We start from the raw sequence: 12,146 nt of genomic DNA on the forward strand, positions 1-12,146 counted from the left end.
ATAATTGTCACCACTGGGTGACTTAACTCCCCCTGTAGGAGCGGCCTGGTGTCACGCCTGCCAGAGGCGCTTCACTCGATGCTACGTGGCAGGTACAGGGTCACCCGCAATCCGCCCTCACGCAGGTTCAGCAGACTCACCTCGCCGCCATGGCTATGGGCGATGTTACGCGCGATCCCCAACCCCAGCCCGTACCCCTGCTGCTGCCCGGCCAAGCGAAAATGCGGCTCGAACACCTGCTCCAGGCGTTGCGCCGGCACCCCAGGCCCACGGTCGTCGACCTGCAGGACAAAACTCTCGGCGCTGTCGAGAATCCGCAGGTGCGCCCGCTCGCCGTACTTGATGGCGTTGTCCACCAGGTTGCCGATGCAACGGCGCAGCGCCAGCGACTTGCCCGGGTAAGGCGCCAGCGCCCGCCCCTCGACGCTGACGCGGCCGTCGCCCAGGTAGGGCTCGGCGAGAATTTCCAGGACCTGGTTGAGGTCGACCGGCTCGATGTTCTCGTGGATGTCGGTGTCTTTCACGCACTGCAAGGCGCCCTTGACCAGCAGTTCCAGCTCGTCGAGGTCACGGCTGAACCTGGCCTGCAACGCCTCGTCCTCGAGCAGTTCGACCCGCAGGCGCAAGCGCGTGATGGGGGTGCGCAGGTCATGGGACACCGCGCTGAACAACTGGGCGCGTTCGGTCAGGTAGCGGCTGATGCGCTCACGCATGCTGTTGAACGCTCGCCCTACCTCCACCACCTCGCTGCCACCGCCTTCGGCCACCGGCGCCACATCGGCCCCCAGCGACATCTCCCGCGCCGCCCGCGCCAGGCGCTTGAGCGGTCGGCTCTGCCAATGCACCAGCAGCCCGATGAACAACAGCAGCATGACCGTGGTCAGCGCGATGAAGCCGATCTGCTGGCGCGGCAGGCGCTCGGCCTCGAGGCTGGTGTAAGGCTCGGGCAGCAACGAAGCGATGTACAGCCACTCGCCTTCGTCCAGGCGGATCTGGGTCACCAGCACCGGCGGCTTGAGTGGCTCCAGGGTCAGCGAATAGTGCGCCCACGAGCGCGGCAGTTCGTCGAGTTTCAGGCCGCTGTTGAAGATGCGCAGCTCGTCCGGGTGGACGAAGGCGACGGAGATCTCCATCTGTGCGCCGAGGCGTTCGTGCAGCACCTGCTGGAACACCTCGATCACCGCCTGCTTGCGCGGGGTCACCGGCAGCACCGGCATGTCCAATGGCTTGACGTTGAGCGAGACGAAGAAGCGCGTGCCGCCCATGCTGCGCAGTTGGTCGAGGACCATCGGCCGGTAGGCCACCGGCAACGAGCGGAAGTAGCTGACGCTGGCGCTCATCGAATGGGCCAGGCTGCTGGCACTGGCGCGCAGGCCCTGCAGTTGGCTGGCGCGCAACTGCGCCACCCAGATCAGGCTCGACAGCCCCTGGGCCAGCACCACCACCAGCAGGGTCAGCAGCAGCATGCGCCCCAGCAGCGAACGCGGCAGCAGGCGCCAGCGCCGTTCGCTAGGCCGGGCAGACATGGGCCGCCAGCAGGTAGCCGCTGCCCCGCACGGTGCGGATCAGCCGTGGCGGCTTGTCGGTGTCGCGCAGGCGCTGGCGCAGGCGGCTGACCGCCATGTCGACGATGCGGTCCAGCGGCATCGGCTCACGCCCCCGGGTGGCATTGCCGATGGTATCGCGGTCGAGGATCTGCTGTGGCTTGTCGAGGAACAGCTTGAGCAAGGCGAAGTCGGCGCCCGAAAGGATCACCTCCTCGCCGTCGCGGTGGAACAGGCGGTGACTGACCGTGTCCAGGCGCCAGTCATCGAAGGCCAGTACGGCACTGGCCGGCGCCGCCTGGCCGAATTCGGCGCGACGCAGCAGGGCCTTGATCCGCGCCTGCAGTTCACGGGGACTGAACGGCTTGCCCAGATAGTCGTCGGCGCCCAGCTCCAGGCCGATGACCCGATCGGCTTCGTCCGAGCTGGCGGTGAGCATGATGATCGGCACCCGCGCCTGGCGCGGATGCTGACGCACCCAACGGCACAAGCTGAAGCCGTCCTCGTCGGGCAGCATCACATCGAGGATCACCAGGTCGTAGGAAGTGGCGTCCAGGGCACGGCGAAAACCCTGGCCGTCAGGTTCGGCGTGCACGTGCAGGCCGCAGCGGGCAAGGTAGGTCTGCAACAGTTCGCGGATGTCCTGGTCGTCGTCGACCATCAGGATCGATTTGCCGGCAGTGCTCACAATGGTCAGTCCTCTTCGATAAAGCAGGTCTTGCTGCCTGCTGTGCATTCCCGTGGGAGCGATGTCGATCAATACTCCTGTGACTGCTGCAAAGCCACCCCGGCTCCCAGCAACCCGGAAAATTCCGCCGTCACCAGCCATACCGGCACCCCAGCGAAGTAACCGCTCATGCACCCCTTGTCGGCGAAGCTCGCGGCAAAACCGCTGCGCAGGAACAGTTCGGCAAAGCGCGGGATCACGCCTCCGACAATGTAGACCCCGCCCCGCGCGCCCAGGGTCAGCACGGCGTTGCCTGCCACCCGCCCGAGGAAGCGGCTGAACTGCTCGACCACCGCCAGCGCCCGCGGCTCACCGCCCAGCGCGGCATCGGTGATCTGCGCCGGACTCTTGTGCCTGGGGGTGTCGCCATCCAGCGCGCACATGGCCTGGTACAAGCGCACCAGGCCACCACCGCTGAGCACGGTTTCGGCACTGACATGGCCGATCTGCCGATGGATCTGCTGGTGGATCGCCGCCTCGCGAGCGTTGCCCACCGGCAGGTCGACATGCCCGCCTTCCCCCGGCAACGCATGCCAGTGCTCGCCCAGGCGCAGCAGGCTGCCGACCCCGAGGCCAGTGCCCGGGCCGATCACCAGTGCCGGGCGCGTCGGGTCGGCTCTACCTGCGCACACTTCGCGACACTCGCCCTGGCCCAGGCGGGTCATGCCCAGGGCCATGGCGGTGAAATCGTTGATCAGCAGCAGGCGCTCGACCTGCAACGTCTGGCAGAACGCCGTGCGGCTCAGCCGCCAGTGGCTGTTGGTGAAGCGGAAGTCATCGCCATCCACCGGCCCGGCCACCGCCAGGCACACCGCCGCCAAGTCGCCACGGGCCAGGCCCTGGTCGGCCAGGTAGGCCTCGATGGCCTGCTCGGGGCTGCTGTAGTCGGCGGTGGCGAATACCTGCACGGCCTGCAACGCGTTGTCGCGCCACAGCGCCAGGCGCGCATTGGTGCCACCGATGTCGCCTACCAGCAAGGCCTTCATGCAAGGTGCTCCAGAGCCGAGGTGAAGGCGCTGGCGCCCTTCTCGGCCGAACTGAACGCCACGCGCATGAACCCGAACAGCTCACGCCCGCAACCCAGGTCGTTGCCCTGGGGCGGCGCGGGCAGCTCGCGGCTGGCCAGCTCCTCGGCCGACACGCTGATGCGCAACGTGCCTTCGGCGCCATCGACACGCACGATATCGCCATCGCGCACCCGCGCCAGCGGACCACCGTCGAAGGCCTCGGGGCACACATGGATGGCCGCGGGAATCTTGCCCGAGGCGCCGGACATGCGCCCATCGGTGACCAACGCCACCTTGTAGCCGCGGTCCTGCAACACACCGAGGAACGGCGTCAGCTTGTGCAACTCTGGCATGCCGTTGCAGCGCGGGCCCTGGAAGCGCACCACGGCGACGAAGTCGCGCTCCAGCTCGCCGGCCTTGAACGCATCGGCCAGCGCCTGCTGGTCGTGGAACACCCGGGCCGGCGCTTCGACCACACGGTGCTCGGGGGCCACGGCGGAGACCTTCATCACTCCGCGGCCCAGGTTGCCTTCCATCACCCGCAGACCGCCCTCGGCGGAGAACGGCCGCGCCACCGGGCGCAGGATGCTCTCGTCGAGGCTTTCGCGCGGACCGTCGCGCCAGACCAACCGGCCATCCTCGAGGAATGGCTCCTGGGTATAGCGGCGCAGGCCATGGCCGGCCACGGTGTTGACATCCTCGTGCAGCAGGCCGGCATCGAGCAGTTCGCGGATCAGGAAGGCCATGCCGCCGGAGGCCTGGAAGTGGTTGATGTCGGCCTTGCCGTTGGGATAGACGTGGGACAGCGTCGGCACCACTTCGGACAGGTCGGCCATGTCCTGCCAGGTCAGCTGGATACCGGCAGCCTGGGCGATGGCCGGAATATGCAGGGTGTGGTTGGTCGAACCGCCCGTCGCGTGCAGGGCGACGATGGCATTGACCAGCGCTTTCTCGTCGACGATCTCGCCGATCGGCATGAAATCGCCGCTGGCCTTGGTCATGCGCGTGACCTGGCGCGCAGCCTCGGCGGTCAGGGCATCGCGCAGCGGGGTATAAGGGTTGACGAACGAGGCGCCCGGCAGGTGCAGGCCCATCACCTCCATCACCAGCTGGTTGGTGTTGGCGGTACCGTAGAAGGTGCAGGTGCCAGGGCTGTGGTAGCTCTTCATCTCCGATTCGAGCAGTTCCTCACGGGTCGCCTTGCCCTCGGCGTAGCGCTGGCGCACATCGGCCTTCTCCTTGTTGGAGATCCCCGAGACCATCGGCCCGCCGGGGACGAAGACGGTCGGCAGGTGGCCAAAGCGCAACGCCCCCATCATCAGGCCCGGCACGATCTTGTCGCAGATGCCCAGCATCAGCGCGGCATCGAACATGTTGTGCGACAGGGCGATGGCGGTGGACATGGCGATCACCTCGCGGCTGGCGATGGCCAGCTCCATGCCCGGCTCGCCCTGGGTCACGCCGTCGCACATGGCCGGCACGCCACCGGCGAACTGGCCGACCGAGCCGATCTCGCGCAGGGCCTGCTTGATCTGTTCGGGAAAGTGCTGGTACGGCTGGTGCGCCGAAAGCATGTCGTTGTAGGCCGAGACGATGGCCACGTTGGCCGCGTTCATCAAGCGCAGGGCCTGTTTGTCCTGGGTACCGCAGCCGGCCACGCCGTGGGCGAAGTTGGCGCACTGCAGGCTGGCGCGCATGGGGCCATCGCTGGCCGCGCCGCGGATCAGCTCAAGGTAGCGTTCACGGGTGCGGCGGCTGCGGGCGATCAGCCGTTCGGTGACCTCAAGGATGCGCGGATGCATGTACTGGACTCCAGGCTAACTGTAGGGGCGGTTTTACCGGGCGTTTTGCCTCCAAACGATTGCGACCTAGGCTTGAAGTGAAGATGCCCAGCGCGTTCGTGAAGCGGCCTGCCCGACCACTCGTTGTAGATTTAACAAAATACTGCCAGCAAAAAGGCTTGTTTTCTATCTGCCAGTGAATAATCTTGTAATTCCAATAACAAAACCGTTTCAGTGAAGTTGCTCTTTGTGCCACAGCCTTCACCCGACTGCCAGAGGTAAAGCCATGACCCTTCGCATCGCCATCAACGGATTCGGCCGCATCGGACGCAACGTCCTGCGCGCACTCTACACGCACGGCTACCGTCAGGACCTGCAAGTCGTCGCCATCAACGACCTGGGCGACAGCGCGATGAACGCCCACCTGCTCAAGTTCGACAGCGTCCACGGCACCTTCGACGCCACAATCGAGGCCGACCACGAAAGCCTCACCGTCAACGGCGACCGCATCGCCGTCAGCGCCATCCGCAACCCCGCCGAACTGCCATGGAAAACCCTGGCCATCGACGTGGTGTTCGAGTGCACCGGGCTGTTCACCGAGCGCGCCAAGGCCGCCGCGCACCTGGCCGCCGGCGCCGCCAAGGTGATCGTCAGCGCGCCGGCCAAGGGTGCCGACGCCACTGTGGTGTACGGGGTCAACCACGACGTGCTGCGCGCCTCGCACCAGATCATCTCCAATGCCTCGTGCACCACCAACTGCCTGGCGCCGGTCGCCCAGGTGCTGCATCGCGAATTCGGCATCGAACAGGGGCTGATGACCACCATCCACGCCTACACCAACGACCAGGTGCTCACCGACGTCTACCACAGCGACCCATACCGCGCCCGCTCGGCCACCCAGTCGATGATCCCGAGCAAGACCGGCGCCGCCGAGGCCGTGGGTCTGGTGTTGCCCGAGCTGGCCGGCAAGCTCACCGGCATGGCCGTGCGCGTGCCGGTGATCAACGTGTCGCTGGTCGACCTGACCGTCAACCTGCAGCGCGAAACCAGCGCCGAAGAGGTCAACCAGCTGTTCCTCGAAGCCAGCCGCCACTCGCGGGTGCTGGGCTACAACACCCTGCCGCTGGTGTCCTGCGACTTCAACCACAACCCGCTGTCGTCGATCTTCGACGCCAACCACACCCGTGCCAGCGGACGCATGCTCAAGGTACTGGCCTGGTACGACAACGAATGGGGCTTCTCCAACCGTATGCTGGACAACTGCCTGGCGCTGTTCAACGCCCGTTGAGACAGGAACCACGCCAGGCAGGAACCAGGCATTCATGGGCACAGGCTTGTGGAAATAGGTGCGTAGCTGGTTTTGCAGTGGGTAGTTTCGTGGGGCAAGCCCGCGCCCACGAAAGCCTGTTCCCACAGGGCCACTCCACAAGCTTTACCCATTCATGACATTTGCGCACTTGACCTGGCACGGTGATGATAAGCATTATCATTCACCCTTCGATGGCCAGGTCCCCCCGTGAGTCAGTCCCGGTTCAACTCAGTGTTCCTCACCCAGCGCCTCCCTCTGTTGCGCACCCTGCAGCGCATGGTGGGCAACCCCAGCACCGCCGAGGACCTGCTGCAGGAAACCTACCTGCGGGTCACTCGCGCCCTGGGCGAGCGCCCCATCGAACACCTCGAGCCCTTCGTCTTCCAGACTGCCCGCAACCTCGCCCTGGATCACTTGCGCGCCCGCCGGGTACAAGCCCGCACGCTGGTGGACGATGTGCCCGAGCAGGTCCTGCACAACGTCGCCGCACCTGCCGCCAGCAGCGAAGACGCCGCCCACGCCGAACAACTGCTCAAGCACCTGAGCGCAAGCCTGGGCCAGTTGACCGAGCGCCAGCAGCGGATTTTCATCCTCAGCCGCCTGCACGGCGCCAGCTACCTGGAAATCGCCGAGCAGTTGAAGGTCTCGGCCAGCACCGTGCAGAAGGAACTGAAGCTGATCATGGCCATCTGCATCGGCGTGGCCGACCGTCACCAGTGACGCGCCCGCTCCGCAAAGCCCTTGCCATGGGCCGGGCCTGCGCTGATCATGCGCAAGAAATGCCCCGCAAGGATCCCTCGTGACCGACCACCTGCCCCCTCGCCCGTCACCCGCCGCGCCTGACGCCCGCGCCCGTGCCCGCGAAGAGGCCCTGGACTGGCTGATCCGCCTGCAGTGCGCCGACGAGGACGACACCCGCGCCTTCGAACACTGGCTCGGCGCCGAGCCGGAAAACGCCGAAGCCTATGTCGAAGCCGAAGCGCTGTGGAACGGTGCAGCGCTACGCCAGGCCGCCGGCTCGCTGCAGCAGCGGCGGCGCCACTCGTTCGGCGGGCGCCTGCGCAGTCATTGGAAACCCCTGGCCACCGCCGCCGTGCTGCTGGTCGGCTTGTTCACCTTCGGCAACCTGCCGCTGCGCCTACAGGCCGATCACCTGACCGTGGTCGGCGAACGCCAGCGCCTGCAACTGGACGGCGGCGCCAAAGTGCTGCTCAACACCAACTCGGCGTTCGCCAGCGATATCCGTGACGGCCGCCAGGTTGCCCGACTGCTGCAGGGCGAGGCGTATTTCCAGGTCGTGGCCGGCAGCCAGCCACCGCTGGAGGTCCAGGCCGGGCCGCTGCGCGCCAGCGTGCGCGATACCGACTTCGCCGTGCGTTACCTCGACGGCGAGGCCCAGGTCCGTGTGCAACGGGGCGATATCGACCTGCAGGGCGGCCGCGACCAGCGCATCCGCCTCAGCGCCGGCGACAGCATCAGCGTCGGCCCCGGCGGTTTCGGCCAGCGCCAGCGCCCCGACCTGCACAAGGACCTGGCCTGGATCGAAGGCCGCCTGGTGTTCGAGAACTGCCCGCTGAACCAGGTGCTGGCCGAGGTCCGCCGCTACTACCCAGGCTGGATCATCAGCCGCAACGCACACCTCGACCAGGTCGCGGTCACCGGCAACTACCGCCTCGATCAACCGCTGGAAACCCTGCGCGCCCTGGCCCACATCACCTCGGCACAGCTGCACGAGTACCCCGCGCTGGTGATTCTCAACTGAGCTGAAAGTTTTTTTACGCGATCGGCGCTCCTCGTTCGTCTCGTCATAGCCAATACGATTGATTCTCGTTAGAAAACGAGAACATCTATCGACTATAACTATTCGCGCGACAGGGAGCGCTTTCGATGTCCACAGGTCAACCTCGCCCGTCCTCCTCTTCCCGCCGCCGCGGCCAACTGTCCCTGCTGACCCTGGCGCTGCTCGCCAGCGGTGCGTGCAGCCTGCCGGCGCTGGCCGCGGAGCCGGCCCAGGCCAGCAGCCCGCGCATGGGCGACTATCGTTTTGCCATTGGCCAGCAGCCGCTGGTGTCGGCCATCAACGCGTTCAGCCAGGTCACCGGATGGCAGGTCGGCTTCAGCGCAGAACTGGCCGAAGGCGTGGCTTCGCCGGGCGTGCAGGGCGCATTGGCGCCGGAAGCGGCGCTGCAACGCCTGCTGCGCGGCACCGGCCTGGCCTACCGCAAGATCGGCAACGCCAATGTGGTCCTCGAGCGCCAGTCGGCGGGCAACGCCATCGCCCTGCAGCAGGTGACCGTCAGCGCCACCCGCAGCGCCCAGGACGTCAGCCAGGTGCCAAGCACCGTGAGCGTGCAGACCCGTGAGCAACTGGACCGGCAGAACGTCAACGACATCAAGCAGCTGGTGCGCTACGAGCCCGGCGTGTCGGTCGGCGGCGTCGGCCAGCGCAGCGGCCTGAACGGCTACAACATCCGTGGGATCGACGGCGAGCGTATCCTGACCCAGGTCGACGGTGTGTCGATTCCCGACAGTTTCTTCTACGGCCCCTACGCCCAGACCCAGCGCAACTATGTCGATCCAGAGATCGTCAAGCGCGTCGAGATCCTCCGCGGCCCGGCCTCGGTGCTCTATGGCAGCAACGCCATTGGCGGCGCGGTCAGCTACTTCACCCTCGACCCCGACGACATCATCAAGCCCGGCAAGGACGTCGGCGCACGCCTGAAGACCGGCTACAGCTCCGCCGACGAAAGCTGGCTGACCTCGGCTACCGTCGCCGGTCGCCAGGGCGACTTCGACGGCCTGCTGCACCTGAGCCAGCGCAATGGCCACGAGACCGAGTCGTACGGCAGCCACGGCGGCACCGGCCTGAACCGCAGCGAAGCCAACCCCGAGGATGTGCGCACCACCAACGTCCTGGCCAAGCTCGGCTGGAACTACGCCGACGATGCCCGCTTCGGCCTCACCTACGAGCACTACAAGGACGACCGCGACCAGAACATCCTCAGTGCCGTGGGCGGACCGTTCATTCCCGGTCGTGGCGCCTCGAACATGTACCGCATGCGCCAGGGCAACGACACCATCACCCGCGAGCGTTTCGGCATCAACCACGAGTTCGGCCTCGACAGCCTGGTCGCCGACCATGTGAAGTGGAGCCTGAACTACCAGATCGCCAAGACCGACCAACGCACCGACGAGCTGTACTACGCCAGCGGCCGCCAGGTGTTCCGCGACCGCCAGACCACCTACAAGGATCGCCAGTGGGTCTTCGACGCCCAGCTGGACAAGGCCTTCAGCATCGGTGCCACCGACCACCTGCTGACCTACGGCACCACCCTCAAGCATGAAAAGATCACCGGCTCGCGCAGCGGTACCGGTACTTGCCTGAACGTCGGCGGCAGTTGCCGGGCGATCGGCCAGAACAGCCCGAACGACGGCCAGGTGCGGGTCAGCGACTTCCCCGATCCGACGGTCAACACCTACAGCCTGTTCGCCCAGGATGAAATCCGCTGGAACAACTGGACCTTCCTGCCAGGCGCGCGCTACGACTACACGCGCATGGAACCGAAGATGACCAACGAGTTCCTGCGTGGCGTGCAGGGCAACGGCAGCGCGCCGGTCGACATCGACGACGCCGACAAGAAGTGGCACCGCGTCTCGCCGAAACTCGGCGTGACCTATGCCTTCAACGACCACTACACCTGGTACGGCCAGTACGCCGAAGGCTTCCGCACACCAACCGCCAAGGCCATGTTCGGCCGCTTCGACAACCCGAGCCTGGGCTACAGCGTCAAGCCCAACCCGGACCTCGAGCCAGAGAAGAGCAAGAGCTACGAAACCGGCCTGCGCGGCAACTTCGAGGCGGGCAACTTCGATGTGGCGGTGTTCTACAACAAGTACCGCGATTTCATCAACGAAGACGCCGTGCAGTCAGCCAACCTCGGCTCGACCTTCCAGGCCAACAACATCAAGCACGCCACCATCAAGGGCGCGGAGTTCAAGGGCCGCCTGAACCTCGATCACTTCGGTGCCGCCCAGGGCCTGTACACCCAGGGCTCGCTGGCCTATGCCCGCGGCCGCAACGACGACAACGGCCAGCCGCTGAACAGCGTCAACCCGCTGACCGCGGTCCTCGGCCTGGGCTACGAGCAGCAGAACTATGGCGGGCTGCTGAGCTGGACCCTGGTCAAGCGCAAGGACCGGGTGGACGACACCACCTTCTTCGCCCCCGATGGCGCCAGCAAGCAGTTCCGCACGCCTGGCTACGGCGTTCTGGACCTGACCGGCTACTACAAGGTGACGAACGACATCACCGTCAACGCCGGCCTCTACAACCTGACCGACAAGAAATACTGGCAGTGGGATGACGTGCGTGGCTACGACGCCCTGGGCGAAGCCGGCGTGACCCAGCCCGCCAACCTCGACCGCCTGACCATGCCGGGCCGCAACTTCGCCATCAACCTGGTGTGGGACATCTGACCGATCGAGATCGTCCTCGCGGGGCAAGCCCGCTCCCACAGCCCCGAAATGGGGCCTGTGGGAGCACTGCGCCACCCCATGAGAATGATTTAACTTCGCAGGTGAGGTTTTTTTACTGTTCCGCGTCTTCTTGATCGTCTTGTCACTAGACAGCCCCATTTTCCAAGGATGCCCCCATGACCGCCCCTTCCTCCGAACGCGCCGCCCTGCGCTCCCAACGCCTGAACCAGGTCACCCATGCCCCGCACACCGAGCTGGACGCCCTGGTCAAATCGCACAAGCCGTTCGACAGCCGCGAGAGCTTCGCCCGCTTCGTCGTCGCCCAGTACCTGTTCCAGTCCGAGCTGCAGGCGCTGTACAACGACCCGCAACTGATCGCCATCGTCCCTGACCTGGCCGAACGTTGCCGCGCCGAACAGGCACGCCTGGACCTGGCCGACCTCGACACCGAAGTCCCCGCGCCGGTCGTCGGCGCCCTGCGCAATCCGAGCCTGGGTGAAGCCATGGGCTGGATCTTCGTCTCCGAAGGCTCCAAACTGGGCGCCGCCTTCCTGATCAAGCGTGCCGTGGCCCTTGAGCTGTCCGACAGCTTCGGCGCCCGTCACCTCGGCGAGCCGGCCGGTGGCCGTGCCGAAGGCTGGAAGCAGTTCACCCGTATCCTCGACGGCCTCGCGCTGTCGGCCGAAGAGGAAGCCGCCGCCGAGCGCGGCGCCGTCGCCGCCTTCGAGCGCTTCACCGAACTGCTCAAGCACGCCTACGCCGCCGACGCTGCGCTGGCCTGAGACGCTTTACCCGGCCGCCTGCGGGCGGCCGCACCGTTGCAGTGAGACCATGACCCGAATCGCCCGCTCGAAACTGTCCCGCCTGCTGTACGCGATCCTGGCCTATGTCAGCTTGGGGATAGGCCTGGTCGCCATCGTCATTCCCGGCCTGCCGACCACCGAGTTCATCCTCCTCGCCGCCTGGGCCGCGACCCGCAGCTCGCCACGCCTGTCCGCCTGGCTGGAGAACCATCGGCTGTTCGGCCCGATCCTGTACAACTGGCGCAACGGCAAGGTGATCCAGCGTCGGGCCAAGGTCAGCGCGACCCTGAGCATGTTGCTGTGTGCCGGTGTGATGCTGACCTTCCTCGAGCACCACTGGCCGGTGTTCCTCGCCATCGGCGGCATGGCCCTGGGCAACCTGTGGATCTGGTCGCGCCCGGAACGCCCGACCACGCCAGGCTCCGCCGAACTGCAACGCTGAGCGATTTGCGCCGCGGCGCCGGATGTACTGCAATGGGATCCACGCAGGAGGATCCGG

At 66.3% G+C, this 12,146-nt stretch carries 10 protein-coding genes; 6 read left to right on the forward strand and 4 right to left on the reverse strand.

Annotated features, from left to right (window positions below; translation table 11 throughout):
- Positions 1-71: 71 nt before the first annotated feature.
- The 4 genes from F3J43_RS04560 to edd form a co-directional block, all read right to left on the reverse strand.
- The gene (locus F3J43_RS04560; protein ID WP_166883633.1) at positions 72-1,526 is read right to left on the reverse strand and encodes an ATP-binding protein; all 1,455 of its coding nucleotides are present in this window, start codon (positions 1,524-1,526) and stop codon (positions 72-74) included.
- The gene (locus tag F3J43_RS04565) at positions 1,510-2,232 is read right to left on the reverse strand and encodes a response regulator (protein WP_166883634.1); all 723 of its coding nucleotides are present in this window, start codon (positions 2,230-2,232) and stop codon (positions 1,510-1,512) included. Before F3J43_RS04565 ends, F3J43_RS04560 begins: the two co-directional genes overlap by 17 nt.
- A 68-nt stretch (positions 2,233-2,300) precedes the next feature.
- Complete coding sequence (locus tag F3J43_RS04570) at positions 2,301-3,257, reverse strand: glucokinase (RefSeq protein WP_166883635.1); 957 nt, start codon at positions 3,255-3,257, stop codon at positions 2,301-2,303.
- Positions 3,254-5,080, reverse strand: coding sequence for a phosphogluconate dehydratase (gene edd, locus F3J43_RS04575; protein WP_166883636.1), 1,827 nt, complete (start codon positions 5,078-5,080; stop codon positions 3,254-3,256). The genes F3J43_RS04570 and edd overlap by 4 nt, the downstream gene beginning before the upstream one ends.
- Positions 5,081-5,345: 265 nt before the next feature.
- Here edd and gap point away from each other — a divergent pair, with 265 nt between their 5' ends.
- The 6 genes from gap (at position 5,346) to F3J43_RS04605 (ending at position 12,089) form a co-directional block, all read left to right on the forward strand.
- A complete protein-coding gene (gene gap / locus F3J43_RS04580) occupies positions 5,346-6,347 on the forward strand; it encodes a type I glyceraldehyde-3-phosphate dehydrogenase (protein ID WP_166883637.1) in 1,002 nt (333 codons plus the stop codon).
- 228 nt (positions 6,348-6,575) lie between these two features.
- A complete protein-coding gene (locus F3J43_RS04585; RefSeq protein WP_166883638.1) occupies positions 6,576-7,088 on the forward strand; it encodes an RNA polymerase sigma factor in 513 nt (170 codons plus the stop codon).
- A gap of 79 nt (positions 7,089-7,167) precedes the next feature.
- The gene (locus F3J43_RS04590) at positions 7,168-8,130 is read left to right on the forward strand and encodes a FecR family protein (RefSeq protein ID WP_166883639.1); all 963 of its coding nucleotides are present in this window, start codon (positions 7,168-7,170) and stop codon (positions 8,128-8,130) included.
- Positions 8,131-8,255: 125 nt separating this feature from the next.
- A complete protein-coding gene (locus F3J43_RS04595; RefSeq protein WP_166883640.1) occupies positions 8,256-10,844 on the forward strand; it encodes a TonB-dependent receptor in 2,589 nt (862 codons plus the stop codon).
- Between the two features lie 176 nt (positions 10,845-11,020).
- The gene (locus tag F3J43_RS04600; protein WP_166883641.1) at positions 11,021-11,626 is read left to right on the forward strand and encodes a biliverdin-producing heme oxygenase; all 606 of its coding nucleotides are present in this window, start codon (positions 11,021-11,023) and stop codon (positions 11,624-11,626) included.
- Positions 11,627-11,675: 49 nt separating this feature from the next.
- Positions 11,676-12,089, forward strand: coding sequence for a YbaN family protein (locus F3J43_RS04605; protein ID WP_166883642.1), 414 nt, complete (start codon positions 11,676-11,678; stop codon positions 12,087-12,089).
- The last annotated feature ends 57 nt before the right edge of the window (positions 12,090-12,146 follow it).

It is taken from the genome of Pantoea sp. Cy-639 (assembly GCF_011752525.1).
In the GTDB taxonomy this organism is placed as follows: Bacteria; Pseudomonadota; Gammaproteobacteria; order Pseudomonadales; family Pseudomonadaceae; genus Aquipseudomonas.